This window comes from Bifidobacterium callitrichos DSM 23973 (assembly GCF_000741175.1).
Classification (GTDB): domain Bacteria; phylum Actinomycetota; class Actinomycetes; order Actinomycetales; family Bifidobacteriaceae; genus Bifidobacterium; species Bifidobacterium callitrichos.
This window is the reverse complement of sequence record NZ_JGYS01000006.1, coordinates 128085-153322: the sequence shown is the minus strand read 5'-3', so window position 1 is coordinate 153322 and position 25238 is coordinate 128085. Positions and strand designations below refer to the sequence as shown.

33 protein-coding genes, 1 tRNA gene and 1 pseudogene are annotated in these 25238 nt (G+C 62.8%); 1 reads left to right on the top strand and 34 read right to left on the bottom strand.

Features of this window, described 5'->3' with window-relative positions; all coding sequences use genetic code 11:
• Nucleotides 1-17 precede the first annotated feature (17 nt).
• Both infB and nusA read right to left on the bottom strand, forming a co-directional pair.
• Nucleotides 18-2993 (bottom strand): translation initiation factor IF-2, encoded by a 2976-nt coding sequence (gene infB / locus BCAL_RS04950; protein WP_043164463.1) that lies wholly within the window; start codon nucleotides 2991-2993, stop codon nucleotides 18-20.
• Between the two features lie 202 nt (nucleotides 2994-3195).
• Complete coding sequence (gene nusA, locus BCAL_RS04945; RefSeq protein WP_043164464.1) at nucleotides 3196-4227, bottom strand: transcription termination factor NusA; 1032 nt, start codon at nucleotides 4225-4227, stop codon at nucleotides 3196-3198.
• Nucleotides 4228-4321: 94 nt separating this feature from the next.
• Between nusA and BCAL_RS04940 the strand changes: the two genes are divergently transcribed.
• Nucleotides 4322-5269 carry a hypothetical protein gene (locus BCAL_RS04940; protein ID WP_152600303.1) on the top strand — a complete coding sequence of 316 codons (948 nt, stop codon included), beginning with the start codon at nucleotides 4322-4324 and terminating at the stop codon, nucleotides 5267-5269.
• A 944-nt stretch (nucleotides 5270-6213) separates the two neighbouring features.
• On the opposite strand, the gene BCAL_RS13470 is transcribed toward BCAL_RS04940, so the two are convergent.
• The 32 genes and pseudogenes from BCAL_RS13470 to rplD all read right to left on the bottom strand — a co-directional run bounded on the left by BCAL_RS13470 (nucleotide 6214) and on the right by rplD (nucleotide 25233).
• Complete coding sequence (locus tag BCAL_RS13470; RefSeq protein WP_162834847.1) at nucleotides 6214-6369, bottom strand: hypothetical protein; 156 nt, start codon at nucleotides 6367-6369, stop codon at nucleotides 6214-6216.
• A 323-nt stretch (nucleotides 6370-6692) separates the two neighbouring features.
• Nucleotides 6693-6778: transfer RNA gene (locus BCAL_RS04935), tRNA-Ser, on the bottom strand.
• A gap of 95 nt (nucleotides 6779-6873) precedes the next feature.
• Complete coding sequence (locus BCAL_RS04930) at nucleotides 6874-7674, bottom strand: transglutaminase family protein (RefSeq protein ID WP_043164466.1); 801 nt, start codon at nucleotides 7672-7674, stop codon at nucleotides 6874-6876.
• 59 nt (nucleotides 7675-7733) lie between these two features.
• Nucleotides 7734-9914 carry a circularly permuted type 2 ATP-grasp protein gene (locus BCAL_RS04925; protein ID WP_043164467.1) on the bottom strand — a complete coding sequence of 727 codons (2181 nt, stop codon included), beginning with the start codon at nucleotides 9912-9914 and terminating at the stop codon, nucleotides 7734-7736.
• A 132-nt stretch (nucleotides 9915-10046) separates the two neighbouring features.
• Complete coding sequence (locus tag BCAL_RS04920; RefSeq protein ID WP_052119008.1) at nucleotides 10047-11039, bottom strand: tRNA pseudouridine synthase A; 993 nt, start codon at nucleotides 11037-11039, stop codon at nucleotides 10047-10049.
• A gap of 145 nt (nucleotides 11040-11184) precedes the next feature.
• Nucleotides 11185-11678, bottom strand: a pseudogene (rplQ, locus tag BCAL_RS04915) (50S ribosomal protein L17).
• Nucleotides 11679-11771: 93 nt separating this feature from the next.
• Nucleotides 11772-12770 carry a DNA-directed RNA polymerase subunit alpha gene (locus tag BCAL_RS04910; protein WP_043164471.1) on the bottom strand — a complete coding sequence of 333 codons (999 nt, stop codon included), beginning with the start codon at nucleotides 12768-12770 and terminating at the stop codon, nucleotides 11772-11774.
• Nucleotides 12771-12849: 79 nt separating this feature from the next.
• Nucleotides 12850-13248, bottom strand: a complete 399-nt coding sequence (gene rpsK / locus BCAL_RS04905) for a 30S ribosomal protein S11 (protein WP_043164473.1) — start codon at nucleotides 13246-13248, stop codon at nucleotides 12850-12852.
• A 90-nt stretch (nucleotides 13249-13338) separates the two neighbouring features.
• A complete protein-coding gene (gene rpsM / locus BCAL_RS04900; protein WP_003808138.1) occupies nucleotides 13339-13716 on the bottom strand; it encodes a 30S ribosomal protein S13 in 378 nt (125 codons plus the stop codon).
• Between the two features lie 143 nt (nucleotides 13717-13859).
• The gene (gene rpmJ, locus BCAL_RS04895; protein ID WP_043164480.1) at nucleotides 13860-13973 is read right to left on the bottom strand and encodes a 50S ribosomal protein L36; all 114 of its coding nucleotides are present in this window, start codon (nucleotides 13971-13973) and stop codon (nucleotides 13860-13862) included.
• Between the two features lie 21 nt (nucleotides 13974-13994).
• On the bottom strand, nucleotides 13995-14213 hold the full coding sequence (gene infA / locus BCAL_RS04890; RefSeq protein WP_004268611.1) for a translation initiation factor IF-1: 219 nt from the start codon (nucleotides 14211-14213) through the stop codon (nucleotides 13995-13997).
• Nucleotides 14214-14375: 162 nt separating this feature from the next.
• Nucleotides 14376-14942, bottom strand: coding sequence for an adenylate kinase (locus BCAL_RS04885; protein WP_043164482.1), 567 nt, complete (start codon nucleotides 14940-14942; stop codon nucleotides 14376-14378).
• Nucleotides 14943-15011: 69 nt separating this feature from the next.
• The gene (gene secY / locus BCAL_RS04880) at nucleotides 15012-16346 is read right to left on the bottom strand and encodes a preprotein translocase subunit SecY (RefSeq protein ID WP_043164715.1); all 1335 of its coding nucleotides are present in this window, start codon (nucleotides 16344-16346) and stop codon (nucleotides 15012-15014) included.
• A 249-nt stretch (nucleotides 16347-16595) separates the two neighbouring features.
• Nucleotides 16596-17048 carry a 50S ribosomal protein L15 gene (rplO, locus tag BCAL_RS04875; RefSeq protein ID WP_043164484.1) on the bottom strand — a complete coding sequence of 151 codons (453 nt, stop codon included), beginning with the start codon at nucleotides 17046-17048 and terminating at the stop codon, nucleotides 16596-16598.
• A gap of 2 nt (nucleotides 17049-17050) precedes the next feature.
• Nucleotides 17051-17236, bottom strand: coding sequence for a 50S ribosomal protein L30 (gene rpmD, locus BCAL_RS04870; RefSeq protein ID WP_043164486.1), 186 nt, complete (start codon nucleotides 17234-17236; stop codon nucleotides 17051-17053).
• A gap of 2 nt (nucleotides 17237-17238) precedes the next feature.
• The gene (gene rpsE / locus BCAL_RS04865; protein ID WP_043164488.1) at nucleotides 17239-17997 is read right to left on the bottom strand and encodes a 30S ribosomal protein S5; all 759 of its coding nucleotides are present in this window, start codon (nucleotides 17995-17997) and stop codon (nucleotides 17239-17241) included.
• Nucleotides 17994-18365: a 50S ribosomal protein L18 gene (gene rplR, locus BCAL_RS04860; RefSeq protein WP_043164490.1), complete on the bottom strand. Its 372-nt coding sequence runs from the start codon at nucleotides 18363-18365 to the stop codon at nucleotides 17994-17996. Before rplR ends, rpsE begins: the two co-directional genes overlap by 4 nt.
• 1 nt (nucleotide 18366) lies before the next feature.
• Nucleotides 18367-18906, bottom strand: coding sequence for a 50S ribosomal protein L6 (gene rplF, locus BCAL_RS04855; RefSeq protein WP_043164493.1), 540 nt, complete (start codon nucleotides 18904-18906; stop codon nucleotides 18367-18369).
• Between the two features lie 17 nt (nucleotides 18907-18923).
• A complete protein-coding gene (gene rpsH, locus BCAL_RS04850; RefSeq protein ID WP_043164495.1) occupies nucleotides 18924-19322 on the bottom strand; it encodes a 30S ribosomal protein S8 in 399 nt (132 codons plus the stop codon).
• An 83-nt stretch (nucleotides 19323-19405) separates the two neighbouring features.
• Nucleotides 19406-19591: a type Z 30S ribosomal protein S14 gene (locus tag BCAL_RS04845; RefSeq protein WP_003814530.1), complete on the bottom strand. Its 186-nt coding sequence runs from the start codon at nucleotides 19589-19591 to the stop codon at nucleotides 19406-19408.
• Nucleotide 19592: 1 nt separating this feature from the next.
• Entirely contained in the window at nucleotides 19593-20168 is a 576-nt protein-coding gene (gene rplE, locus BCAL_RS04840) for a 50S ribosomal protein L5 (RefSeq protein ID WP_043164500.1), read from the bottom strand.
• Complete coding sequence (gene rplX, locus BCAL_RS04835) at nucleotides 20165-20500, bottom strand: 50S ribosomal protein L24 (protein WP_043164502.1); 336 nt, start codon at nucleotides 20498-20500, stop codon at nucleotides 20165-20167. The genes rplE and rplX overlap by 4 nt, the downstream gene beginning before the upstream one ends.
• A 2-nt stretch (nucleotides 20501-20502) precedes the next feature.
• Nucleotides 20503-20871 (bottom strand): 50S ribosomal protein L14, encoded by a 369-nt coding sequence (rplN, locus tag BCAL_RS04830; RefSeq protein WP_043164503.1) that lies wholly within the window; start codon nucleotides 20869-20871, stop codon nucleotides 20503-20505.
• A gap of 113 nt (nucleotides 20872-20984) precedes the next feature.
• Nucleotides 20985-21245: a 30S ribosomal protein S17 gene (gene rpsQ, locus BCAL_RS04825; RefSeq protein ID WP_043164504.1), complete on the bottom strand. Its 261-nt coding sequence runs from the start codon at nucleotides 21243-21245 to the stop codon at nucleotides 20985-20987.
• Between the two features lie 2 nt (nucleotides 21246-21247).
• Nucleotides 21248-21502 (bottom strand): 50S ribosomal protein L29, encoded by a 255-nt coding sequence (gene rpmC, locus BCAL_RS04820; protein WP_043164506.1) that lies wholly within the window; start codon nucleotides 21500-21502, stop codon nucleotides 21248-21250.
• Between the two features lies 1 nt (nucleotide 21503).
• Nucleotides 21504-21923: a 50S ribosomal protein L16 gene (rplP, locus tag BCAL_RS04815; protein WP_043164509.1), complete on the bottom strand. Its 420-nt coding sequence runs from the start codon at nucleotides 21921-21923 to the stop codon at nucleotides 21504-21506.
• 6 nt (nucleotides 21924-21929) lie between these two features.
• The gene (gene rpsC / locus BCAL_RS04810; protein ID WP_043164511.1) at nucleotides 21930-22733 is read right to left on the bottom strand and encodes a 30S ribosomal protein S3; all 804 of its coding nucleotides are present in this window, start codon (nucleotides 22731-22733) and stop codon (nucleotides 21930-21932) included.
• Nucleotides 22734-22735: 2 nt separating this feature from the next.
• Nucleotides 22736-23095 (bottom strand): 50S ribosomal protein L22, encoded by a 360-nt coding sequence (gene rplV, locus BCAL_RS04805; RefSeq protein WP_043164513.1) that lies wholly within the window; start codon nucleotides 23093-23095, stop codon nucleotides 22736-22738.
• A gap of 15 nt (nucleotides 23096-23110) precedes the next feature.
• Complete coding sequence (rpsS, locus tag BCAL_RS04800) at nucleotides 23111-23389, bottom strand: 30S ribosomal protein S19 (protein WP_003814508.1); 279 nt, start codon at nucleotides 23387-23389, stop codon at nucleotides 23111-23113.
• Nucleotides 23390-23404: 15 nt separating this feature from the next.
• Nucleotides 23405-24235: a 50S ribosomal protein L2 gene (gene rplB, locus BCAL_RS04795; RefSeq protein ID WP_043164515.1), complete on the bottom strand. Its 831-nt coding sequence runs from the start codon at nucleotides 24233-24235 to the stop codon at nucleotides 23405-23407.
• A gap of 36 nt (nucleotides 24236-24271) precedes the next feature.
• Nucleotides 24272-24568 carry a 50S ribosomal protein L23 gene (gene rplW / locus BCAL_RS04790; protein ID WP_043164517.1) on the bottom strand — a complete coding sequence of 99 codons (297 nt, stop codon included), beginning with the start codon at nucleotides 24566-24568 and terminating at the stop codon, nucleotides 24272-24274.
• 5 nt (nucleotides 24569-24573) lie between these two features.
• On the bottom strand, nucleotides 24574-25233 hold the full coding sequence (rplD, locus tag BCAL_RS04785; protein WP_043164519.1) for a 50S ribosomal protein L4: 660 nt from the start codon (nucleotides 25231-25233) through the stop codon (nucleotides 24574-24576).
• Nucleotides 25234-25238 lie beyond the last annotated feature (5 nt).

Below are 25238 nucleotides of genomic sequence, written 5' to 3'. Positions count from 1 at the left end.
CGCACCTGTGTGTGCGCTTACTTGCGCTCGATCTCGCGCATCTCGAAGGTCTCGATGATGTCGCCGATCTCGATGTCGTTGAAGGAGCCGAGGTTGATACCGGCCTCGTAGCCTTCCTTGACCGACTGGACGTCGTCCTTGAAACGACGCAGCGAGGAGATCTCCAGATCGTTGACCGTGGCGACGCCGTTGCGCAGAATACGGCACTTCGTACCACGCTTGACCTCGCCGTCCTGCACCATGACGCCGGCGATGTTGCCGAACTTGGAGGAGCGGAAGATCTCGCGGATCTCGGAGTGGGAGGTGACGACCTCCTCGTATTCCGGCTTGAGCATGCCCTTGAGGGCCGCCTCGATGTCCTCGATGGCCTTGTAGATGATCGAGTAGTACTTGATCTCCACGCCCTCGCGGTCGGCGAGGTCCTGCACCTGACGGTTCGGACGCACGTTGAAGCCGATGATGACGGCCTTGTCGACCGTGGCGAGGTTGACGTCGTTCTGGGTGATCGCGCCGACGCCGCGGTGGATGACCTGGATACCGACCTCATCGGACACCTCGATCTTCATCAGGGAGTCCTCAAGCGCCTCGACGGAGCCGGAGGAATCGCCCTTGATGACGATGTTGAGCATATCCACCTCGGACTTGGCGAACTGCTCCTTGAGGGACTCGAGGGAGACGATCTTGCGGCGCTTGGCCAGCTGAGCGGCACGCTCGGTGGCCTGACGCTTCTCGGCGATCTGACGCGCGGTGCGGTCGTCCGGGGCCACCAGGAACAGGTCGCCTGCGGTCGGCACGGAGGTCAGACCCAGCACCTGGACCGGCGTGGACGGAGCGGCCTCCTCCATGTGCTTGCCGTTCTCGTCGAGCATGGCGCGCACACGGCCGTAGGACGTGCCGGCCACGATCGCGTCGCCCACGTGCAGGGTGCCCTGCTGGACGAGCACGGTGGCCACGGCGCCGCGGCCCTTGTCGAGCCTGGCCTCGATGGTCGCTCCGCGGGCGTCCATGTTCGGGTTCGCGCGCAGATCGAGATCCGCGTCGGCGGTGAGCAGCACCGCCTCGAGGAGCTTGTCCACGTTGATGTTCTGCTTGGCGGAGATGTCGACGAACATCGTGTTGCCGCCGTACTCCTCCGGCACCAGACCGAACTCGGTGAGCTGGCCGCGCACCTTCTCGGGGTTCGCGCCCGGCTTATCGATCTTGTTGACCGCCACGACGATCGGCACCTTGGCCGCCTGCGCGTGGTTGATGGCCTCGACGGTCTGCGGCATCACGCCGTCATCGGCCGCGACCACGAGGATCGCGACGTCGGTGAGCTCGGCACCACGGGCACGCATGGCGGTGAACGCCTCATGGCCAGGGGTATCGAGGAACGTGATCTTGCGCTGCTCGCCCTCCAGCGTGACCGTCACCTGGTAGGCACCGATACGCTGGGTGATGCCGCCGGCCTCGCCTTCGATGACGTTGGTCTTGCGGATGGTGTCCAGCAGTCGGGTCTTACCATGATCGACATGGCCCATGACGGTGACGACCGGCGGACGGGGCTTGAGATCCTCGTCCTCCTGCAGCTCCTCGCCGTCCAGATCGATGTCGAACTGCTGGAGCAGCTCCTTGTCCTCCTCCTCGGCGGAGACGATCTGGATGTTCCAGCCGATCTCCTCGCCCAGGATCTGGAACGTGGACTCGTCCAGGGACTGCGTGGCCGTGGCCATCTCGCCGAGATGGAACATCACGGTCACGAGGGCCGCCGGATTGACGTTGATCTTCTCCGCCAGATCGGCCAGAGACGCGCCCTGACGCAGACGGATGGTCTGGCCGTTGCCGCGGGGGATGCGCACGCCGCCGATGGTCGGCGCTTTGATCTCCTCGTACTCGCGGCGCTTCGCCAGCCTGTTCTTACGGGCCTTGGAGCTCTTGCCGCCCTGACGACCGAACGCGCCTGCCGCACCGCCGCGACCGCCACGGCCGCCGCGCGCGGGACCATTGTTGCCGCTGCTCGGACCGTTGTTCTGGAAGCCACCGCCCTGACCGGGACGGAAACCGCCCTGCTGCGCACCCGTACCCTGCTGGCCGCCGCCCTGACCCGGACGATTGTGGCCCCACTGACCCGGACGTGCGCCCTGTGCACCAGCGCCGCCCTGACCGGGACGACCGTTGCGGAAACCGCCGCGCTGTGCCTGACCACCACGGCCTCGGCCGCCGCCGCGGTTGTCGTTCACGGTCGGACGGGCCATCGGGTGCGGACGCGGGATGTCGCCGGGAGTCGGGGTATGCATGCCCTGCTTGCGGCTGAACGGGTTGTTGCCCGGACGCGGACCCGGCGTATGCGGAGTCGGCGCGGACGGGGTGGCGGAGGTGTGCTGGCCGCCGGCCGGGTTCTGTCCCTGACCGTTCTGGCCGCCGCGATGATCGCCCTGCGGACGTGCACCCGGACGGGACGGACGGCCCTGCATCGGGGAACGACGGCCGCGATCCTGACGATCGCGACGATCCTGACGATCTCCGCGTTCGCCGCGCTCACCGCGATCCTGACGGTCACGACGCTGTCCGGACTGCTGATCGTGCTGCTGGCCGGGACGGGCCGGACGCGGACCGGGACGGGCGCCGGGGGTCGGCGTCGCATACTGACGGTTCTCCGCGCCGGCGTGTGCGGCGTGGGACGGACCCGGCATTGGAGCCGGGGACGGTGCTGCCGGCTTCGGCGCAGCATCGTGCGTATGCGAATTATCGTGCGGGGCGTGCGGCGCAGGAGCTGCCGGCCTAGAGGGCCTCGGACCCGGGGTCGCGGGACGCGCGCCCTGACCCTGCTTGCCGCCCTTGTCGCCGTGACCATTCTGGTCGGCGAAGGCGGACTTCAATTTGCGAACCACCGGAGGTTCGACGGTGGAGGAGGCGGACTTGACGAACTCCCCCATATCCTTGAGCTTCTCCAGCACGGTCTTGCTGTCGACGCCAAGGGCCTTGGCAATTTCATAAACGCGTGGTTTCGCCACTACTTGTTCTCCTTATCGTGACCACGCGCCGGCGCGGTCAAATCTCGATGACGGCGAGCCTGTTCATCGTACGACCATGATTGTGAATTCCTCATTCTTCGGCCGGGCATGCTTGCGCCCGGCATACCGCAACAAGCATACTCAGTACGCTGGATGTGCCACGCCCGGCGATTGCGCCGCCGGGCGTGGTCATGTATTCGGATCAGTCGGCCTTTTCGGCGGCGACCTTCCTGGCATGAGCCTCGGCGGACTCGATGCCGATCTTCCAGCCGGTGAGCTTGGCGGCAAGACGGGCGTTCTGCCCCTCCCTGCCGATGGCGAGGGAGAGCTGGTCGTCGTGGATGAAGGCGATGGCCGTCTTGTTCTTCTCGCTGATGACCTGCACGCCGGTCGCCACTGCGGGCGAGAGGGCGGATGCGACGAACTTGGCCGGATCCTCGGAGTAGTCGACGATATCGATCTTCTCCGGGCCGAGGTTCTCCATCACCGCACGCACTCGCGCGCCTCCCGGTCCGATGAGCGCACCCTTGGGGTTCACTCCATCGGTGTTGGCCTTCACCGCGATCTTCGTTCGGGCGCCGGCCTCACGGGCGATCGCCATGATCGACACCGCACCGGACGCCAGCTCCGGGACCTCACGCTCGAACAGGCAACGCACCAGATCCGGGTGGGAACGGGAGACGACGACCTCCGGACCTCTCACGCCGCGACCGACGTTCACGACGAACACGCGCAGACGCTCGCCGTGACGGTACCGTTCGCCGGGCACCTGCTCACGACGCGGCAGCAGGGCCTCGACGTCGCCCACGGCGATATGCACGTTGGACGGGTCCTTCGCATCCTGCTGGACGATGCCCGTGATGAGCTTGCCCTTCTGATCGGCGAAGGCACCGAGCACGCGCTCGTCCTCCGCATGGCGGAACAGCTGGGACAGCACCTGACGGGCGGTGGAGGCGGCGAGACGTCCGAAGTCCTTCGGCGTGTCATCGTACTCCTCGCCGATCGTCGGGGCCGGATGAGGATCGTCCTCGGTGGGCGTGCCCGGAATCTCGTCCGCCGCCCAGATGGTGAGGGTGCCGGCACGCTCGTCAAGTTCGACGCGGGCGTGCTTGGCCGCATGCGGGGTCTTGAGATACGCGAGTCGGAGCGCCTCCGAAAGAGCGGCATCAAGCGTTTCCGCATCGATGTTCTGCTCCGCTGCGAGCTTGTGGATTGACGTCAGGTCCAGTTCCATTTCGCAAGACCTCCCTTAAGTTATTACGGCTTGTCGCGACGATTGGCCCGTCTTCGGCCGATATGGTCATAGTCGGTGTTTACTCTACTGTTTTATGCAGACACTTCGGGATTCGGACACCCATGCCGGTTCGGCCCTCGGCGTATGCGCGATGCACGTTCGTCGTACGCACCGCATACTTCGCGCACGCCACGCACGCGTATGGACCGCGGCGGCAGTCTCGCTCGCCATGATCGCCTCACTTTCCGGCTGTGCCTCCGGTCTGCCCCATCTTCAGGCTCAGGTCGACGACGCGACCGCATTGAGCGTCTGCGAAAGCTCCTATCTGGCCGCCACCTCCGGAGGGGAAGGAGCCGACGGCCGGCCGATGATGATGCGCTACCTCGCCGCCCGCACCGCCGCCGATGCGTGGACCGACGTGGCCGTCAACTGCACGGGGCGATTCGCCGAAGGCACGCTTCATGCCGCACAGACATCGTATGCCGCGCAGAAGCTAGCCTCCCGATTGGGATTGCCCGCGCTCTCCCCCGCCACCGTTGACTACGGCGACGTCGTGAAGCTGGATATCGCCGACAAAGCACTCGACGCGATCGCCCTGGCCGAGGATCGCGCCGGATTCTCCATCGAGGTCCTCGCCGCCCGCAAGGTGAACGGCGCCACGCTCGCGATGTCCGACAACCACAAAACCGCCGCACAGCACCTGTTCTCGCTCTCCGGTACGGACAAGGACCCACGCCGCAAGGTCTACACCGTCGACGATCTGATCAGTCACCCCGATTCGATCAGCGATCCCGCCACGGGAATCACCGCGAACACCGTCTCCGTCGTGGAGATGAACTGCGCCCGCGAATATCTCGACGCGATCAGCGGAGCCCTCGGCGAATCCACGTCATCCAGCGCATCCACTACGGGCAACGAATCGGACGCCGCGATCCGTGCCTCGGCCAAGACCCTGAAATGGCTGTCCCGAGTCGCAACGGCCCGCGCCTGGCGCGCCTTCGACCTCGGCTACCCCACCTTCGACGCCGCCCTGTTCAACTGACCGATATCCCCGTTCAACCAACCACCGACCTCTCAACCAACCGACATCTCTGTTCAACCGACCTCTCAACCAACCGACCTCTCTGTTCAACCGACCTCTCTGTTCAACCAACCGACACCGTTCAACCAACCGACACCCGTCAAACCGACCGACACAACGCCCCTCACCCCCGCTCTCTCCTCAGCGTCACATTTTTCCGAAATCACCCCATTGCGCGGGAATATGTGACGCTGGCCATTTCTCAACGTCACTTATTCCCGCGCAATGGGGTGATTTCGGGAATAAGTGACGCTCAGAACGTCGGGATTCTCTTATGCCCAGTCAAGGTCGCGTATGCCCAGTCAAGGTCGCGTTGGATCCCCGGATTCGTGGGATTCAGCACGGTTGTGGATGGTTTCCTCGTTGAATCCCGCGACTTGGACGCCTATCCTGCGGCTACCTGTTGGTCGTGGATCGGGAATCATTGGAATTCCGCCGTTTTATGGTGGTATCGTCTGGTCACCTCCGGTCCGATGACGGTGTGGACGGGCGTTGTTGCGGGATTCAGGGCCGGAACCGGTCTTAGCTGCGCTGAATCCCCCGCAGGCTATCGAGACGGGTCACTACGGAAGAGCGGGCGTGTGTGTTCAATTGGAAGTGGCCCTACCCAACTTGACAAAGCACACGGGCGGATTGGTAGAACGGCTCGGACTTACTTAACCCTGGAATTCCAACACTGATTAATGGAAGTGTACCGCCCCGTGCGGTGACCCATACTCCAACTAACGACGGTGTCCGTCATCGGTTTCGATATGAAAAAGGGTTCCCAGTGAACCACTCGAACCCCTCAGGGGCAGATGAAGCGAGATTCCGCGACCATACCCGAAACGCCTTATTTGTCAGGTCGTTGTCAGGGTTCGGGCATGACACCCCACTCGGGGAGCGCCACGCCCTGCGGATGACCGCTACACGAGCAGTCTCAGCAGCTGATAGAGCTGCCACAGACTGCACACGTTGAACCGCGTGCCGTCAACCGTGGCGGACATCTCGCCGTCGCCCATCCGGACGACCACGGAGCGTCCGTTCACGCACAGACTGCCGTGCACCGTGATATGCTTCATCTTGAACCCTTTGTTGATTATGGGCGCAAGCCGGTAATCAACGCTAAGGCCCGATGCTGCAAACGTCGGGCCTTTTCTCATACCGGCTCACGCCGGTCGGCCCGTCATATCAACGGGGACGCCGTATGTTACGGCGTCGCGCCTCAGTCTAGCAGCACAACACCGCACGCACACGGGCCACTTATCCGCATGTCCCCGCACATGCACGCACAGACGGACGAAACGGCAAAAAGTGCCAAGAATGGCGGAATTCCAACGGTGGAATTCCAACGCTTTTAAGCATGAAAAAAGGGTTTCAGGCGATTGACCTGAAACCCTGTGGGCGGATGAAGCGAGATTCGAACTCGCGGAGGGGGTTGCCCTCACACGCTTTCGAGGCGTGCTCCTTAGACCGCTCGGACATTCATCCATTCGTTGCGAAAACGCAACCTGTTCATTATAAGCATCAACACGACCGACGCAAGTCGGGCGCGTCGCAGATCAGGAGCCTCCTCATCATGGCGGCTACAGCGCCTGTTCGTGGACGGAGGCGTTGACCCATTGGTGCTGTTGGACGTTGTATCCGGAGAAGATGCCGATGTCGAGCATGCAGTCACGGTAGTCACGTCCGTGGGCGATCGTGATGTAGTTGTCGTCGACCATGCGGTTGTGCGTCGGGTCAAGACCGATCCATCGATGCCCCTGATAGATCTCCACCCACGCGTGCGTGGCCCCCTCACCGCCGAGCAGGCCGGCGATGTATCGGGCGATCAGACCGCAGTGACGGCACACGGACAGCATCACATGCGCATAATCCTGGCATACGCCCTTGCGCTGGGCGAGCGCCTCCTCAGCGGTGGTGCGGATGGTGGTGGATCCGGGAGTATAGACGAACGCCTTGTACACCTCGTCCATGATCTCGCGCGCCTTGTCGACCGGCGACGCATCCTCGGGCAGCGCCTCGAGACGACGACGACAGATGTCGGTCAGCGCATCGACCGCGGGCCCGGGGATCGTCAGCGCCGAGTCGAAGCGGTACAAGGGCTTGTAGATCTCAGTCTTGATGTGCTCATTGTCGACGAACGCGATGCCGGTCACCTTGTAGTTGAACACATCATGGGGCTCGGCGATATAGCCGGTCTTCACCACCGAGTCGAAGGAGTCGATGGTCGTTTCCAACTCCACCTGAGGCTCGATGTCGATCTCCACATCAACGACCTGCTGACGCGGACCGGTCGAGGGGATGCACCGCAGCTGGAAACGGTGGTCGGTGACGGGCGAGCTGAAGCTGAGCTTCATCTCGTAGTCAAACACCAGTTTTTTCATGAATCAGGGCTCCGTAAGATGTGATGAATCTCTTTCCACCTTACCAGCTTCGTCTCGGTTCACGGACGGCGCGCGTCCATATTCATCGCGCTGAACGATCCCGGATCCTTGCGGTCCCCGGTGATCGAACGCTTGCCGAAGTCGTCGAGGAACTCCTGCAGCCGCGCCGTCAGCTCGGGGTAGCCACGCTGCGGCAGCTGACCGAGCAGCCAGCCGATGCCCTCGGCGAAGCACTGCGGCAGCGGCATGCCGTCCAGCGCATGCGAGTACGAGCTGAGCTTCCTCAACGGCGCCTCCATCTCCTCGATGGGCATGCCGAACCTCGTGTACAGGTCGAGGCGCTCGATGTACTTGCCGATGAAGATGAACGCCTTCAGCGTCATGTCGGCGGCCGAGTTCTCGATGCCGCCCCAGAAGGCCAGCATATCGTCGGCGATGTCGCGCTGAGAGTAGATGTCCGAGGAGCTGGCGGAGCGTTCGGCGGCGTTCGTGATGTTCGTCACCGCCAGTTCGACGTACTGCAGCAGACGCGACGACAGCTCCGGGCGCAGCACGACCGCGTTGTTGAACGCGGAGACGATGGCGCTGCGCACCGAATCGGGGTTCGTGCCGTCGTAGAGGAACGAGTGGATGAACGTATCGAAGTCCTCGAAGTCCTCGGGCAGGTCGAGCGCGCGGGCGAACGGACGGAAGGCGTCCGGATTGTCATCCATCACACGGTCGTAGAACGGGTAGAACTGGACCAGCGTGGTGAACGCACGCTCGGTGTAGCGGCCCAGCCAGTACAGGTTGTCGGCCTTGGACGCGGTGACCAGCTGCAGCGAATGCTTGCGCGCATGCGGCATGAGGTTGACCGATTCAATCTCCTCGCCGTGGTTCGGGATCGTGCGGTTCTTGGGGGCGAGCACCCACGTGTCCTTGAAACCGCCGCCCTGGGAGGAGTTGACGATCATCTGGCCGGGCACCGACGAGTAGCGGGTCAGACCCGAATACCATACGTGCGTGTTCTGACCGGTCACGACGAACGCGCGCAGATCGGCCTTGCGCGGACTGTGTTCGCCGGTGGCCGGGTCGACCACGTCGATGTCGCGGAACTGGATGATCTCCTGCGCGATGAAACGACGAGGATCCTCCTTGATGCGGTCGGCGAGCTCCTCGCGATGCTGCTTGTCGAGGTCGCGTCCGAACACCACGCCGTATCCGCCGGCCTCGGCCACGTCCTTGATGACGAGTTCGTCCATGCGGCTCAGGACCTCCTTGCGGTCCTTCTCGAACATCGGCATGTAGGTGGGCGCATTGTGCAGGATCGGCTCCTCGTCCAGATAGTACTTGATCATCTGGGGCACGAAGTAGTAGATCGCCTTGTCGTCGGCGGCGCCGTTGCCCGGCGCGTTGACGATGGCCACGTTGCCGGCGCGGTATGCGGACAGGAGCCCTGGCACGCCGATCACGGAGTCGGGGTTGAACGCGAACGGATCGAGATAGTCGTCGGCGAGACGACGGTAGACGACGCCGACGCGATGGCGGTTGCCGGCGTAGTCGAGGAAGAACAGCTTGTTCTCCATGACCTCGAGATCCTCGGGGAAGGCGAGCGTGGCGCCGGTCTTCTCGGCGAGGTAGGCGTGTTCGAAGAACGCGGAGTTGTAGCGTCCCGGCGTCAGTACCACGGCGATGCCCTCGGTGGAGACGAAGTCCATGGCCTTGCGCAGCAGGCGCGGGTAGTCGCGATTGTCGCGCACACGCACCTCGCGGAACAGACGCGGGTTGGAGCGGCGTTCGATATCGCGGGCGAACAACGGGTAGCTGGCGCCGGAGGGGATGCGCAGGTTGTCCTCGAGCACCCACCAGCGACCGTCCTCCCCCTGTACGAGATCCTCGCCGGCGATGTGCGCGAACACGCCGGCCGGCGGAGTCACGCCGTTGACCTGCGGATAGTATCCTGCGGACGTGTAGACGAACTCCTCGGGGACGACGCCGTCGTGGATGATGTTCTTATCCGAGTAGATGTCCTTCAGGTAGGCGTTGAGCGCGTTGACGCGCTGCTTGAGACCGGCCTCGAGCTCATCGAACTCGTCGGATTCGATGATGCGCGGAATCGGATCGTAGGGGAACAGCCGATCATGGTATTCGCCGTTCTTGTACACGCCGAAACACACGCCGTTGCGGGCCAGCTCACGATTGATGCCCTCTCGTCGTTCCACCAGTTCCGCAGCCAGCTTTTGCGCCGCCGATTCGATCATCGTTGCCACTTCCTTGCAGTCTTGAGGTTGTGCGGTCCTGAAACCGCGCACGGATTCAGGGCTTCTCGCCGATATGACGACTAACGTATGCGGACCCCGTTTCGGCAAACGCGCGGGAATGTTACGAATGCGTCACCGCTCTTGCGTGTCGTCCGTCCCTGACGTACCGGTTTCGGGCAGCGTGCGTACGGCGCGAATCGCCTGCGCCCGACTGGCGAGCAGGTCGTTCGCCGGATAGGCGACATGTTCGAGCGTCAATCCCTGCGGGGCGATCGGTCCGGTGGATCCCTCACGCTTCGGTGTGGCCATCTTGCCGAGGAACCAGTCGAGATCGCGTTTGCCGATGCCGACCTGCACGCATGCGTTGACCAGGGATCGCACCATGTTGCGGGCGAACGCGTCGGCCACGATCGTGAAGCACACGAGTCCCGATTCGAGCGTGGGCACGATATATCCGCGCGATGTCACCGTGTCCGACAGCCCCTCATCCGGGATGAGCGGTCGGGACGGCACACGCGTCCAGAAGGCTCGCTTGACCTCCCGGATCGTCGTCCCTCCCGGATTCGGGGTGGCGAAGGAGCCGAAGTCGTGCAGTCCGATCGTGACTGCCGCCGCCCGGTTCATCGCATCGAGATCGAGATCGTCGTCGATGTGCAGTACGCATCCAGCCAATCGCGGATCGACCTCGCTCCCCCGATCGGCGATACGATAGACGTACGTGCGTTCCAGCGCGGAGAATCGCGCGTCGAATCCGGACGGAGCCACGCCGATGTGGTGGATGGCGATGTCACTGGGCAGCAGTCGCTGCAGACGATGTTCGAGCGCGGTGGTCGCTGGCACCTGCATGTGCCCGACGGCGCGCTCCAGCACGGCCGGTGAGATGTCGAGATGACAGACCTGATGGCTCGCATGCACGCCGGTGTCGGTGCGTCCGGCCACGACCAGTCGCAACGGCTCGTCGGGGTCGTTCGCCTCGACGTGGAGGATACGGTGCAATGCGGTTTCGATCTCGCCCTGCACGGTGCGGATCGCGGGCTGCGTCGCCCACCCGAAGAAGGCGCCGCCGTCGTACGCCAGATCGATGCGCAACCGTATTCTGCATGTTTCGTTCGTCGTCTCGCTCATGGGTCACCAAGATACCGCACGGCGGAGCGTTCGGGATTGCCGGCTTGGCATATGCCGTATATACGCGTATATACGACGAGGACCGAAACCCCGTGTGGGATTTCGGTCCTCGAATCGCGTTATCGAGCGCTCGGTGTCGAACGACTCACTCGGCCTGCTCGGCGGCGGTCTCCTCGACCGGAGCCTGCTCGGCGGGAGCTCGGCAGCCGGGGTCTCCTCGGCCGGAGCGGCGACCTTGGTCGCGGCCTCGGCTTCCTTCACGACGGCCTGCTTGGCGCTCACCGGCTCGGTGACGAGCTCGATGATGGCGGCCGGAGCGGCATCGCCCTTGCGCGGGGCGATCTTCACGATGCGGGTGTAGCCACCCTCACGCTGCTCCATCTGCTCGGCGATCTGGGTGAACAGCACGTGCACGACGGACTTGTTGCGGATGACGCGCATCACGCGACGGCGAGAGTGCAGATCACCGCGCTTGGCGAAGGTGACCAGACGCTCAGCCAGCGGACGAAGGCGCTTGGCCTTCGGCAGCGTGGTGACGATGCGGCCGTTCTGGAACAGGCTGGTGGCCATGTTCGCGAGCATCAGACGCTCGTGCGCCGGGCTGGAAGCCAGACGCGGGCCCTGCTTAGGTGTGGGCATAGTAACTCCTTATTGGCAGGGCCGGTTCAGGTGGGCAGTGGCCCGAACGTCCGAACCGGTCCCGTGATTGGTCGAACTGCGGCTAACGGGTTCTCACTCGTCCTCAGGCGAGAAGAAGGTGCCGCCTTCGAGATTGTTGGTATCGAAGCCACCAAGCGGGGAGGCCTTGAGCGACATACCCAGGGACTGGAGCTTCTCCTTGACCTCGTCAATGGACTTCATACCGAAATTGCGGATATCGAGCAGATCCTGCTCAGTGTGGGAGACCAGCTCGCCGATGGTGTGGATACCCTCGCGCTTGAGGCAGTTGTAGCTGCGCTGCGTGAGGTTGAGGTCCTCGATCGGCACGGCGAGTTCGGGGTTGGACTCCTCCACCACCGGGGCGGGACCGACCTCGACGCCTTCAGCCTGGGTGTTCAGCTCACGGCACAGGCCGAAGAGCTCCACCAGGGTGGAACCGGCGGAAGCCACCGCATCACGCGGGGAGATGGCCGGCTTGGTCTCCACGTCCAGGATGAGCTTGTCGAAATCGGTGCGCTGTTCGACACGCGTCGCCTCGACCTTGTAGCTCACCTTGAGCACGGGGGAATAGATGGAATCGACCGGAATGCGGCCGATCTCATCGGTATCCTGCTTGTTCATCGCCGCCGGCACGTAGCCACGGCCACGCTCGACGGTGAACTCGATCTCGAGTTCGCCGTCCTCGGCGAGGGTGGCGATGTGCATATCGGGGTTGGCGATGGTCACACCGGCAGGCGGGGTGATGTCACCGGCGGTGACTTCGCCCTTTCCGCTCTTGCGCAGATACATCACGACAGGTTCGTCGTACTCGCTGGTGAGCACGATGCCCTTGACGTTGAGCAGAATCTCAGTGACGTCCTCCTGGACACCCGGCAGAGTGGTGAACTCATGCAGAGCACCGGAGATACGCACCGACGTCACAGCGGCACCCGGGATCGAGCTCAGCAGGGTTCGACGCAGCGAGTTGCCAAGCGTGTAGCCGAAGCCCGGTTCGAGCGGCTCGATGGTGAAGCGAGAACGCTGAGGGGTCAGCGATTCCTCGGTAAGAGTCGGACGCTGTGCAATAAGCACTGTGGTATCCTTTCAGCTTCTGACCGGTGGTGCACTCACCGGGCATAAAGCGGGTTGGATGAATATTGTCTAGTAGTGCTCAGACGCGACGACGCTTCGGGGGACGAACGCCGTTGTGTGCCTGCGGGGTGACGTCGGTGATGGAACCAACTTCAAGGCCAGCGGACTGCAGGGAGCGGATCGCGGTCTCACGACCGGAACCCGGGCCCTTGACGAAGACGTCGACCTTCTTCAGACCGTGCTCCATCGCCTTGCGGGCGGCGGACTCGGCGGCCATGCCAGCGGCGTACGGCGTGGACTTACGGGAGCCCTTGAAACCGACATCGCCACCGGAAGCCCAGGACACCACGGCGCCCGACGGGTCGGTGATCGAAATGATCGTGTTGTTGAATGTAGACTTGATGTGAGCCTGGCCGACCGGGATCGACTTGCGATCACGACGACGGGGCTTACGAGCGGCTTGCTTAGGCGCTGCCATTGACCCTCGTTTCCTTGTAACGAACTTATTGTTGTGAAATGGTGATTCGGGCGATGGGTGTGACCCCGTGGCCCGAATCGGAGCCACCTACTACTTGGTGGCCTTCTTCTTTCCGGCAACCGTACGCTTCGGGCCCTTGCGGGTACGGGCGTTGGTCTTGGTGCGCTGACCGCGCACAGGAAGTCCCTTACGGTGACGCTGGCCTTGGTAGCAGTTGATCTGAATCTTACGGCGAATGTCCGCGTCGATCTCACGACGCAGGTCACCCTCGATCTTGTAGTTGCCCTCGAGGTAGTCACGCAGCGTGATCAGCTGCTCGTCGGTAAGATCCTTGACGCGGATGTCCGGGTTGATACCGGTCGCGGCAAGCGTTTCCTTGGCACGAGTGCGACCCACACCGAAAATGTAGGTGAGGGCGATCTCGATGCGCTTCTCATTGGGGATGTCGACTCCGGCAAGACGTGCCATTGCGATTCCTTCTTGTTAACGTAGGTCTTGCACCCATTCGTCCGGTTCCCCGGCACGGGCCTACGTGCCCGTGGTTCAGTGTCGTTCCCTTGCGGGAAGCACTGTGAATAAGTGCCTGATTAGTGCCGCTGGAGAATCTTCTCTCAGCCCTGACGCTGCTTGTGGCGCGGGTTGGAGCAGATCACCATGACGCGGCCGTGACGACGGATCACGCGGCAGTTCTCGCAGATCCTCTTCACACTAGGGCTGACCTTCATGGTTTTCCTTTGCTTGTACCTTTACTTATAGCGGTACGTAATGCGTCCGCGGTTGAGATCATACGGGCTCATCTCGAGCACGACACGATCCTGCGGAAGGATTCGGATGTAGTTCTTCCTCATCTTGCCGGAGATGGTGGCCAGCACGATGTGCTTGTTCTCGAGTTCAACGCGGAACATCGCGTTCGGCAGCGCTTCGACTACCCTACCTTCGACTTCAATCACACCGTCTTTTGCCATTACTCCCGCTTCCACTCCTCGGTTGCATTACATGTGTATCCAAAGACACACCAAACTACTAGAATACACACAAGCCGGACATGCGACACATGGGTGTGTCGCATGTCCGGCTTGTGTGTGACATGTGCTAGTCGTCAGCCGTCGACTGGCTGAACATCATGTTCAGCGGGCGTCGAGCGCAGCGACGATGCTGGCCTGAATCGCGTCAATCTCGCCGACGCCATCGATCTCAACCAGCTGACCGCGGGACTTGTAGGTGTCCAGCAGCGGAGCGGTCTCCTTGGCATAGGTGGCCAGACGCTTGGCGATGGCCTCCGGGTTGTCGTCGGTGCGGCCCTGCTCCTCGGCGCGCTTGGCGATGCGCTGCATCAGTACATCGTGATCGGCGTCAAGCGCCACAACGGCATCGAGCGGGGTGCCGAGCTCCTCAAGCATGACATCCAGCGCCTCGACCTGGGCCGCGTTGCGCGGATATCCGTCGAGGATCCAGCCGTTCTTCGCATCGTCCTGAGCGAGACGATCCTTGACGATGGAGTTGGTCAGCTCGTCCGGAACCAGCTCGCCCTTGTCGGTGTAGGCGATGACCTTGAGGCCGAGCTCGGTCTTGCCCTTGATGTTGGCGCGGAAGATATCGCCGGTGGAGATCGCCGGGATGCCGTAGTGCTCGGCGAGCAGCGCGGCCTGGGTGCCCTTGCCGACGCCCTGCGGGCCCATGATAAGAAGACGCATGTCAATCCTTCCTAATGTTGCCTAATGGTTGATTGCGGATGACTCCGACTGGCATCTGCCAGACGAGTGTCAGCCTTCCTTGTGGTCGGTGTTCTCGAACAGGAATCCGGCGTACTGGAACTGCTCGGTCTGGGCCTTGGCCTGACGCAGCGTGTCAAGACCGACGCCCGCGATGATCAGGATGGTGGTGCCACCGAACGGAAGCTGGGTGTTGAGGCCGAGCGCCATGATGAGCACGGTCGGGATGAGCGCGACGAACAGCAGGTAGACGGCACCCACGGTGTTCAGGCGGTTCATGACGTAGCTCAGGTAACGGCTGGTGGCGTTGCCCGCACGGATGCCCGGGATGAAGCCACCGTACTGCTTCATGTTGTCCGCGGTCTCGTCCGGGTTGAACGTGATCTCGGTGTAGAAGAAGCAGAAGAACACGATCATCAGCGCGTACAGCGCGATGTACCAGATGCTGGTGGTGTTCGCCAGGTTGCTGTTGATCCACTTGACCCAGCTCTGGTCCGACTTGCCGAACTGCGCGATGAGGGTCGGGATGGCGAGGATCGACGAGGCGAAGATCGGCGGGATGACGCCGGACATGTTGATCTTCAGCGGCAGGTAGGTGGAGGAGCCGCCGTACATCTTGCGGCCGATCATACGGCGGGTGTACTGCACGGGGATACGACGCTGGCACAGCTCGACGAAGTCGACGAAGATGAGGATGACGACAAGCACAGAGACGACGATGGCGAACTTGGCCCAGTCGCCGTCGGTGCCGTTCGTGCCCCAGCCGATCTCCCACAGCTGCGGCAGGAAGCCGGAGCAGATGGACATGAAGATGAGCACGGACATGCCCTGACCGATGCCCTTGTCGGTGATGAGCTCGGCCATCCACATGATCAGGCCGGTGCCACCGGTCATGATGAGGACCATGACGATGAGGTTCCACACCGAGCCGTCGGGGATGACCTGCGAGCAGGCGTAGTTGAACAGGGCGCCGGAGCGGGCGGTCACCAGGATGGTGGTGGACTGCAGCACGGCCAGACCGATGGTCAGGTAACGGGTGTACTGCGTGAGCTTGGCCTCACCGGACTGGCCCTCCTTGTGCAGGGCCTCGAAACGCGGGATGACCACACGCAGCAGCTGAACCACGATGGATGCGGTGATGTACGGCATCACACCCAGCGCGAAGATGGACAGCTGCAGCATGGCGCCGCCGGAGAAGAGATTCACCAGTCCGATGAAGTTCTCCTGGCTGCCCTGCAGGGTGGTCAGACACTTTTGCACGACGGTGTAGTCCACGCCCGGGGTGGGGATGAACGAACCGATGCGGTAGATAATGATGATGAACAGAACGAAGAGAATCTTCTTCCTCAGTTCCTTCGTCTTCAAGGCCTGGATTAACGTCCTCACCTGAAATCCTCCCATACCGCGCCCCATGGCGCGTACACATACAAGCACGTTTTTGAACGCTAGCGCAACAGCATATCCTACCGTGCCTACTTAATGTCAATGGACCGGCCCATCGGCCCCAAAACATGAGACATGACACGGAACATGACAAATCATGATGACAAATCGGGGAATATGACAATGACCCCTCCGCCCGGATGGGCGAAGGGGTCATTGATCACATCATGTGTTCCGCGGAACCGATTGCGATCAGTCCTCGGAGATGCTGCCGCCGGCGGCCTCGATCTTGGCCTTGGCGGAAGCGGAGGCCTTCACGCCCTTGAGCGTGAACTTGGCGGAGGTCTCACCCTCGCCAAGGACCTTCACCGGCTGGTTGGCGCGCACGGCACCCTTAGCCACGAGGTCGGCAACCGTCACCTCGCCACCCTCCGGGAAGATCTCGGCGAGCTTGGCGATGTTGATGACCTGGAACACCGTACGGAACGGGTTCTTGAAGCCACGGAGCTTCGGAAGGCGCATGTACAGCGGGAGCTGGCCACCTTCAAAGCCCGGACGCACGTTCGTGCGCTTGGTCTGGCCCTTGAAGCCACGACCCGCGGTCTTACCCTTGGAGCCCTCGCCACGACCGACACGAGTGCGGTCCTTCTTGGCGCCCGGGGCAGGCTTCAGATCGTGCATCTGCAGGATTTCGTTGTCTGCCATAATCAGTCGACCTCCTCGACAGTGACCAGGTGACGCAGAGCGTTCACCATGCCACGCACGGCCGGGGTGTCCTCACGGACGACCGTCTGACCGATCTTGCGCAGGCCCAGAGTCTGAGCGGTAGCGCGCTGGTTCGGCTTACGGTTCACGAGACCGTGATGCAGCGTAATCTTCAGGTTCTTGGCCATACTCACTCACCGTCCTTCGCTTCGGCGGCCTTGGCGGCCTGAGCCTCTTCGCGAGCCTTGCGGGCCTCGGCGATGCCGAGAGCGCGGGAGCGCAGCAGGGCGTCCGGAGCGACTTCCTCGAGGGAAAGGCCACGACGGGCGGCGATCTCCTCCGGCTCCTCAAGCTGCTTGAGGGCGTCGACGGTCGCACGCACCATGTTGATTGCGGTCGGCGAGCCCATGGACTTGGACAGCACGTCGGTGATGCCGGCGCACTCCATGACGGCGCGGACCGGGCCACCGGCGATAACGCCGGTACCGGGGGCGGCCGGGCGCAGCAGGACGGTGCCCGCGGCGTCGTGACCGATCACCGGGTGAACAACGGTGCCACGAACGCGCGGCACGCTGAACATGTGCTTCTTGGCATCCAGCTGGCCCTTGGCGATAGCCGCCGGGACCTCACGGGACTTGCCGTAGCCAACACCCACGGTGCCGTTGCCGTCGCCGACCACCACGAGGGCGGCGAAGCTGAACGTACGACCACCCTTGTGGGTCTTGGACACGCGGTTGATCGTCACGACGCGATCGAGGAGCTCATCGCCCTTGTTCTCTTCGCGACGGTTGCGACGCTCACCACGACGGCCCTCACCGCGACGGCCACCACGGCCCTCGCCGCGACGGCCACCACGACGATCGTCGTTGGCGTTGTTCTCTTCAGCCGGAGCAGCCTGAGTGTTCTGAGTCTCTTCAGCCACTTGGGTTTCCTTCATTTCTTCGCTCACAGTGCCAGACCTCCCTCACGGGCGCCCTCGGCGACGGCGGCGACACGGCCGGTGTACTTGTTGCCACCACGGTCGAACACGACGGCCTCGATGCCAGCGGCCTTGGCCTTCTCGGCGATCAGCTCGCCGACCTTCTTGGCGGCCTCAACCTTGGTGCCCTCGAAACCGGCGAACTCGGCGGTCAGGGTCGAAGCGGACACGAGGGTCTTGCCCTGCGTGTCGTCGACGATCTGAGCAACCATGTGGCGGTTGGAACGGGTGACCACCAGGCGCGGACGCTCGGCGGTACCGGTGATGTGCTTGCGGATGCGGGCGTGGCGACGCAGGCGCGCAACCTTCTTGCCCTTGCCGAAAATAGTGACGCTCATATCACTTACCAGCCTTTCCAGCCTTGCGCAGAATATGCTCGTCGGCGTACTTCACACCCTTGCCCTTGTAGGGTTCCGGAGCGCGCAGCTTGCGGATGTTCGCGGCGACCTGACCAACGGACTGCTTGTCGGTGCCCTCGACGACCACGTGGGTCGGGTCGGTCACCTTGAGCGTGATGCCCTCAGGCGGGTTGATGGTGATGGTGTGCGAGTAGCCGAGGAAGAACTCGATGCCCTGGCCCTTGGCGACGGCGCGGTAACCGGTGCCGACGATCTCAAGAGTCTTGGAGTAGCCATCGTGAACGCCCTTGACCATGCCGGCCATGATGGAGCGAGCCAGACCGTGCTTGGCACGGGTCGGACGCAGGTCGTCGCCAGCGGTAACGATGATCTCGTTGCCCTCGACGGCCGCGGTGATGCCCTCAGGCAGGACGTAGGAGTCGGAACCCTTGGCGCCCTTGGCCTCGAAGTTCTGACCGTCGATCTTGACCTCAACGCCAGCGGGGATGGCGATGGGGAGCTTACCAATATGCGATGCCATGTGTCAGCTCTCCTTTCTCACCACACGTAGGCGACGATCTCGCCGCCGATGCCTCGATCGAGGCATTCCTTCTGGGTCAGCAGTCCCGACGAGGTCGAGATGATGGCGATGCCAAGGCCGCCGAGCGGCATCGGCAGAGAGTCGGACTTGGCGTAGCGACGCAGGCCCGGCTTGGAAATGCGCTTGATGCCCTGGATGGAGCGTTCGCCGTTGGGGCCGTACTTGAGGGTGACCTCGAGGGTCTGACCGACCCTGGCCTCCTTCGCGGTGAAGTCCTTGATGTAGCCTTCGCGCTTGAGGATCTCGGCGATGTTCGCCTTGAACTTGGAGTACGGCATATCCACGGTCTCGTGCTTCGCCGCGCTCGCATTACGCAGACGCGTCAGCATGTCTGCGATCGGATCTGTCATTGTCATGTGGGCTAGTGCCCTTTCTCGCCGTGGTTTCCGCCGCCCGCTCCCCTATCGGGAGCTAGGCCGCGGACCTTCAGCGTCGATGTTTACCAACTGGACTTCGTAACGCCGGGGAGCTCGCCGCGGTGGGCCTTCTCACGAAGGCAGATGCGGCATAGGCCGAACTTACGGTACACGGAATGAGGACGACCGCAGACCTGGCAGCGCGTGTAGGCACGCACCTTGAACTTCGGCTTGCCGGCCGCCTTGTTCTTAAGAGCGGTTTTTGCCATATCAGTTCTCCTTGAAGGGGAAGCCAAGGTGCTTCAGCAGAGCGTAAGCTTCCTTGTCATCCTTGGTGCTGGTCACCACGGTGATGTCCATACCGCGCTGGTGATCGATCGAGTCGGGATCGATCTCGTGGAACATGGACTGCTCGGTGAGACCGAAGTTGTAGTTGCCCTGACCATCGAACTGGTGGCCGTTGATACCGCGGAAGTCGCGGATACGCGGCAGAGCCAGCGTCAGAAGACGATCGAGGAACTCCCACATGCGCTCGCCACGCAGGGTGACGTACGCGCCGATGGCCTGGCCCTCACGCAGGTGGAACTGCGCGACGGACTTCTTGGCCTTCGTGATCTTCGGCTTCTGGCCGGTGATCAGGGTGAGGTCCTTGACGGCGCCCTCGATGAGCTTGGAGTCACGCGCTGCAGCGCCGACGCCCATGGAGACGACGACCTTCTGCACACGAGCGACCTGCATCGGGTTGGAGTACTTGAACTCCTTCTCGAGCTCAGGGATGATCTGCTCGTTGTACTGCACCTTCAAGCGCGGGGTGGCCGGCGCTTCGACGGTAGTGGTGTCGGTCATGCCAGCTCCTTTCCGGACTTCTTGGCGACGCGCACGCGCACGGTCTTGACCTTGCCGTCACGCGCCTCTTCCTTCACGACGATGCCCACGCGGGTCGGCTGCTTGGTCTCCGGGTCGATGACCATCACGTTGGAGCGATGGATCGGGGCCTCGGTGGAGACGATGCCGGACTGCTGACCCTGCTGGGTCGCGCGAACGTGCTTCTTGACGATCTGAACGCCTTCGACGATCAGGCGGTCATCGGACAGCACGCGCTTGACGGTGCCCTCCTTGCCGCGGTCCTTACCGCGGATGACCTTCACCTGGTCGCCAGCCTTGATCTTGGCTGCCATTGTCAGATCACCTCCGGGGCGAGGGACACGATGCGCATGAAGCGCTTGTCGCGCAGCTCACGAGCAATCGGTCCGAAAATACGAGTGCCCTTCGGTTCACGGCCGGAGCCGAGAATGACGGCGGCGTTCTCGTCGAACTTGATGTAGGAGCCGTCAACACGACGGTACTCCTTGACGGTACGGACGACGACGGCCTTGACCACGTCGCCCTTCTTGACCGATCCGCCAGGGATCGCGTCCTTGACCGAGGCGACGATCACGTCGCCCAGGCCGGCATAGCGTCGCTTCGAACCACCGAGCACGCGAATGGCAAGGAGTTCCTTGGCACCCGTGTTGTCGGCGACATGAAGCCGCGTTTCCTGCTGAATCATTGATTCTCCTTAGCCGAGCTGGTTCTCCCCGCACACCGGGCGCGGTAGAGGAATAAGCACAGAATACCTATTCATACCGCGCCCGGTGGACGGCGAGCCTTGCCGAACTTGTTTTACTTGGCGCGCTCGATGATGGATTCGAGACGCCAACGCTTGGTCTTGCTCAGAGGCCGAGTCTCCATAATACTCACGAGGTCGCCAATCTGGGCCTCGTTGTGTTCATCATGGACCTTGACCTTCTTGGTGGTGCGGACGACCTTGCCGTACAGCGGGTGGGTCGAACGCTTCTCGAGCTCGACGGTGATGGTCTTGTCCATGGTATCGGACACGACGTAACCGCGACGAACCTTGCGGAAGTTACGCTCTTCAGCCATGATCACTTCTCCTTAGCGGTTTCAGTGGCGGCCGGCTCAACGGTGATGCCGAGCTGACGTTCGCGCAGCACGGTGTACATGCGGGCGATGTCACGCTTGACAGCCTTGAGGCGGGCGGTGTTCTCGAGCTGACCGGTCGCGTGCTGGAAGCGCAGGTTGAACAGCTCTTCCTTGGACTTCTTCAGGAAGCCCTCGATATCCGCGTTGGTCTTCTCATTGAGGTTCTTGATGGAGTACTCTTCGGTTCCGACTGCCATATCAGATGTCACCGCCTTCACGAGCAATCACACGGCACTTCATGGGGAGCTTATCGATGGCGCGGCGAAGAGCCTCGCGTGCGACATCCTCGGACACACCACCGATCTCGAACATGACGCGACCGGGGTGGATGTTAGCGATCCAGAACTCAGGCGTACCCTTACCGGAACCCATTCGGGCACCGAGGGCGTGCTTGGTCAGCGGGCGATCCGGGAAGATCGTGATCCACACGCGGCCACCACGCTTGATGTAGCGGGTCATGGCGATACGCGCGGCCTCGATCTGGCGGTTGGTCACGTAGGCCGGGGCCAGCGCCTGGATGCCGTAATCACCGAAGTTGATCTCGTTGCCGCCCTTGGACATGCCAGAACGGACCGGACGATGCTGCTTGCGGTACTTGGTCCTCTTTGGGATAAGCATTCTTGCTCACTCCTTCGTTTCCGTGGCGGCGGGAGCCTCGGCGGCTTCGGCCTTCGGAGCCTCAGCCTGCTGACGGCCGGCACCAGCGTTACGGTTGCCACGGCGCGGACGACGATCGCCACGACGGCCGGGGCGGTTGTTCTGCTGAGCCTGCTGCTCCTCGAACTCGCTTTCGGTCATATCGCCCTTGTAGATCCACACCTTGACGCCGATGCGGCCGTAGGTGGTCTTGGCCTCGAAGAAGCCGTAGTCGATCAGGGCGCGGAGGGTCTGCAGCGGAACGCGGCCCTCACGGTAGAACTCGGAACGGCTCATTTCCGCACCGCCGAGGCGGCCGGAGAGCTTGATGCGGATACCCTTGGCACCGGCGCGCATGGCGTCCTGCTGGGCCTTGCGCATGGCGCGACGGAAGGTGACGCGGTTGGTCAGCTGCTCCGCGATGCCCTGAGCGACGAGCTGGGCGTCCAGCGCGGCGTTCTTGACCTCGAAGATGTTGAGCTGGACCTGCTTGCCGGTCAGCTTCTCGAGCTTGGCGCGGACCTTCTCGGCCTCGGCGCCACGACGACCGATCACGATGCCCGGACGGGCGGTGTGGATGTCGACGCGGACGCGGTCACGGGTGCGCTCGATGACGATCTTGCTCACACCGGCACGCTCGAGGTCCTTGTTCATCTCCTTGCGGATCTTGTCGTCCTCAAGCACGAAGTCGGAGTAACGCTCGCCGGCCTTGTTGGAGTCGGAGAACCACTTGGAGCGGTGGTTCTCAGTGATGCCAAGACGGTAGCCAAACGGATTGATCTTCTGACCCATCTTTAGCGGGCTCCTTCCTTGTTGGCGACGACGACCGTGATGTGGCTCGTGCGCTTGTTGATGCGAGCGGCACGGCCCTGGGCGCGGGCGCGGAAACGCTTGAGCGTCACGCCTTCGTCCACGTAGGTCTCCTTGATGAACAGGTCGTTCTCGCGGAACGGCTCGCCGGCCTTATCGGCCTGGAAACGAGCGTTGGCGATCGCGCTCTCGAGGACCTTGCGAACCGGCAGGGACGCGTCCTGAGGGGCGAACTTCAGAATGGTGACGGCTTCGGTCGCCTGCTTGCCTCGGATGAGGTTGACCATGCGACGAGCCTTGCGCGGCGTCACGCGGACGTGACGAGCGATTGCTTTAGCTTCCATAAGTCATGCTCTCCTTTAGCGGCGGGCCTTCTTGTCGTCCTTCACGTGACCCTTGAAGGTCTTCGTGGGGGCGAACTCACCGAGCTTGTGGCCGACCATCGCCTCGGTGACGAACACCGGGACGTGCTTGCGACCATCGTGAACAGCGAACGTGTGGCCGATGAAATCGGGGGTGATCATCGAACGGCGGGACCACGTCTTGATGACGTTCTTGGTGCCCTTCTCGTTCTGCTCGTCGACCTTCTTCTGCAAGTGGGCGTCGACGAAGGGGCCCTTCTTGATGCTACGAGTCATCTCTTCGAATCTTCCTTACTTGCGGTTCTTGCCATTCGGACGACGACGAACAATCATCTTGTTCGAGGCCTTCTTCGGACGACGAGTACGAACCTCGCCCTTGCCCCACGGGGAAACCGGCGGCTTGCCACCGCGGGTACGACCGCCGTGCGGGTGGTCGACCGGGTTCATGGACTCACCACGGGTGATCGGGCGCTTGCCCATCCAACGAGCGCGACCGGCCTTGCCGAGCTGGACGTTGGCGTGGTCCTCGTTGCCGACCTCGCCGACGGTGGCGCGACAGCGCGCGTCGACGTTGCGGATCTCACCGGACGGCATACGCAGCTGGGCGTACGCACCGTCCTTGGCGACGAGCTGAACGGCGGCACCGGCGGAGCGGGCGATCTTGGCGCCACCCAGCGGGCGGAGCTCGATCGCGTGCACGATGGTACCGGTCGGGATGTTCCTCAGCGGCAGGTTGTTGCCCGGCTTGATATCGGCCTGGGCGCCGGTCTCGATGACGTCACCCTGCTTGATGCCCTTCGGCGCGATGATGTAACGCTTCTCGCCATCGGCGTAGTGCAGGAGGGCGATGTTGGCGGTACGGTTCGGGTCGTACTCGATGTGGGCGACCTTGGCGGGCACGCCGTCCTTGTCCCAACGACGGAAGTCGATGAGACGGTACTGGCGCTTGTGGCCACCGCCGCGGTGGCGGGAGGTCATGCGGCCGTAGGAGTTGCGACCACCGGTCTTGGACAGCTTGCGAACCAGCGACTTCTCAGGCGTGGAGCGCGTGATCTCGGCGAAGTCCGAGACGGACGCGTTACGGCGGCCTGCGGTCGTCGGCTTATAAACGCGGATAGCCATAATATAGTTCTTCCTTTAACTTTTCTCGGCTAGCCTTCAGTTACCGAAGATGTCGATCGTCTGACCCTCGGCGACGGTCACGATCGCGCGCTTCTCGTTGACGCGACGGCCGAAACCGGTGCGGGTGCGCTGCTTCTTGCCAGCGCGGTTGAGGGTGTTGACGCTCGTCACCTTGACATTGAAGATCTCTTCGATAGCCTGCTTGATCTGCACCTTGTTCGCGGACGGGGCCACCACGAAGGTGTACTGGCCGCGATCGGAGTTGGCGTAGCTCTTCTCGGAGACGACGGGCTTAAGGATGACGTCGTGTGCCGGCTTGTGAATAGCGACCATGAAAATCAGGCCTCCTTCGGCTCGGTCTTCGCCGCGACGAAGGCCTCGAGGGCCTCCTTGGTGAAGACGACGTACTGCGCGGTGACCACGTCGTACGTGTTGAGCTGATCGACGAAAATCGGATGAACGGTCGGGATGTTGCGCACGGACAGCCACTCGTTCACGTTGTCGCGGGTGAACACGACGGTGGTGAACTTGTCGTTGGTGACCGGAGTCAGAGCGGCGACGGCGGCCTTGGTGGACGGGGTCTCACCGATGCCGAAGTCGACCACGGCGACGCGACCGGCGTTGAAGCGGTCGGACAGCACGTAGCGCAGAGCGGCGGCCTTCATCTTCTTCGGGGTGCGCTGCGCGTAGTTGCGCGGCTGCGGGCCGAACACGACACCACCGTGGTACCACTGCGGCGCGCGGATGGAGCCCTGACGAGCACGACCGGTGCCCTTCTGCTTCCACGGCTTCTTGCCGCCGCCGGAAACGTTGGCGCGGGTCTTGGTGGCGTGGGTGCCCTGACGGGCAGCGGCCAGCTGGGCCACGACGACCTGGTGGATCAGCGGGACGTGCGCCTGCACGTCCTCGGCGGAGATGCCGAAGAGCTCGGCCGGGGCCTCGACGGTGCCCGCGTTCTGGCCGGCGTTGTCAGTGACGTTCAGAGTAACGTTTGCCATGGTTT

What these genes read in the sequence shown, in the direction of transcription:
- BCAL_RS04925 (WP_043164467.1), bottom strand. Translation starts at nt 9,914, where the DNA reads ATGATCGAATCGGCGGCGCAAAAGCTGGCTGCGGAACTGGTGGAACGA.
- rplN (WP_043164503.1), bottom strand. Translation starts at nt 20,871, where the DNA reads ATGATTCAGCAGGAAACGCGGCTTCATGTCGCCGACAACACGGGTGCC.
- rplB (WP_043164515.1), bottom strand. Translation starts at nt 24,235, where the DNA reads ATGGCTATCCGCGTTTATAAGCCGACGACCGCAGGCCGCCGTAACGCG.
- rpsC (WP_043164511.1), bottom strand. Translation starts at nt 22,733, where the DNA reads ATGGGTCAGAAGATCAATCCGTTTGGCTACCGTCTTGGCATCACTGAG.
- rpsK (WP_043164473.1), bottom strand. Translation starts at nt 13,248, where the DNA reads ATGGCAGCGCCTAAGCAAGCCGCTCGTAAGCCCCGTCGTCGTGATCGC.
- rplD (WP_043164519.1), bottom strand. Translation starts at nt 25,233, where the DNA reads ATGGCAAACGTTACTCTGAACGTCACTGACAACGCCGGCCAGAACGCG.
- BCAL_RS04845 (WP_003814530.1), bottom strand. Translation starts at nt 19,591, where the DNA reads ATGGCAAAAACCGCTCTTAAGAACAAGGCGGCCGGCAAGCCGAAGTTC.
- rplE (WP_043164500.1), bottom strand. Translation starts at nt 20,168, where the DNA reads ATGACCGACACCACTACCGTCGAAGCGCCGGCCACCCCGCGCTTGAAG.
- rplP (WP_043164509.1), bottom strand. Translation starts at nt 21,923, where the DNA reads ATGCTTATCCCAAAGAGGACCAAGTACCGCAAGCAGCATCGTCCGGTC.
- BCAL_RS04920 (WP_052119008.1), bottom strand. Translation starts at nt 11,039, where the DNA reads ATGAGCGAGACGACGAACGAAACATGCAGAATACGGTTGCGCATCGAT.
- rpsQ (WP_043164504.1), bottom strand. Translation starts at nt 21,245, where the DNA reads ATGGCTGAAGAGCGTAACTTCCGCAAGGTTCGTCGCGGTTACGTCGTG.
- rpmC (WP_043164506.1), bottom strand. Translation starts at nt 21,502, where the DNA reads ATGGCAGTCGGAACCGAAGAGTACTCCATCAAGAACCTCAATGAGAAG.
- BCAL_RS13470 (WP_162834847.1), bottom strand. Translation starts at nt 6,369, where the DNA reads ATGAAGCATATCACGGTGCACGGCAGTCTGTGCGTGAACGGACGCTCC.
- rpsH (WP_043164495.1), bottom strand. Translation starts at nt 19,322, where the DNA reads ATGACAATGACAGATCCGATCGCAGACATGCTGACGCGTCTGCGTAAT.
- infA (WP_004268611.1), bottom strand. Translation starts at nt 14,213, where the DNA reads ATGGCAAAAGACGGTGTGATTGAAGTCGAAGGTAGGGTAGTCGAAGCG.
- rplO (WP_043164484.1), bottom strand. Translation starts at nt 17,048, where the DNA reads ATGGCAGACAACGAAATCCTGCAGATGCACGATCTGAAGCCTGCCCCG.
- rplX (WP_043164502.1), bottom strand. Translation starts at nt 20,500, where the DNA reads ATGGCAGCCAAGATCAAGGCTGGCGACCAGGTGAAGGTCATCCGCGGT.
- BCAL_RS04940 (WP_152600303.1), top strand. Translation starts at nt 4,322, where the DNA reads ATGCAGACACTTCGGGATTCGGACACCCATGCCGGTTCGGCCCTCGGC.
- rpmD (WP_043164486.1), bottom strand. Translation starts at nt 17,236, where the DNA reads ATGGCCAAGAACCTGAAGATTACGCTGCATCACGGTCTCGTGAACCGT.
- rpsS (WP_003814508.1), bottom strand. Translation starts at nt 23,389, where the DNA reads ATGACTCGTAGCATCAAGAAGGGCCCCTTCGTCGACGCCCACTTGCAG.
- rplW (WP_043164517.1), bottom strand. Translation starts at nt 24,568, where the DNA reads ATGGTCGCTATTCACAAGCCGGCACACGACGTCATCCTTAAGCCCGTC.
- BCAL_RS04885 (WP_043164482.1), bottom strand. Translation starts at nt 14,942, where the DNA reads ATGCGTCTTCTTATCATGGGCCCGCAGGGCGTCGGCAAGGGCACCCAG.
- nusA (WP_043164464.1), bottom strand. Translation starts at nt 4,227, where the DNA reads ATGGAACTGGACCTGACGTCAATCCACAAGCTCGCAGCGGAGCAGAAC.
- rpmJ (WP_043164480.1), bottom strand. Translation starts at nt 13,973, where the DNA reads ATGAAGGTCAGCCCTAGTGTGAAGAGGATCTGCGAGAACTGCCGCGTG.
- BCAL_RS04930 (WP_043164466.1), bottom strand. Translation starts at nt 7,674, where the DNA reads ATGAAAAAACTGGTGTTTGACTACGAGATGAAGCTCAGCTTCAGCTCG.
- rplV (WP_043164513.1), bottom strand. Translation starts at nt 23,095, where the DNA reads ATGGAAGCTAAAGCAATCGCTCGTCACGTCCGCGTGACGCCGCGCAAG.
- rplF (WP_043164493.1), bottom strand. Translation starts at nt 18,906, where the DNA reads ATGGCATCGCATATTGGTAAGCTCCCCATCGCCATCCCCGCTGGCGTT.
- rpsM (WP_003808138.1), bottom strand. Translation starts at nt 13,716, where the DNA reads ATGGCACGTCTTGCCGGAGTCGACATCCCCAATGAGAAGCGCATCGAG.
- rplR (WP_043164490.1), bottom strand. Translation starts at nt 18,365, where the DNA reads ATGAGCGTCACTATTTTCGGCAAGGGCAAGAAGGTTGCGCGCCTGCGT.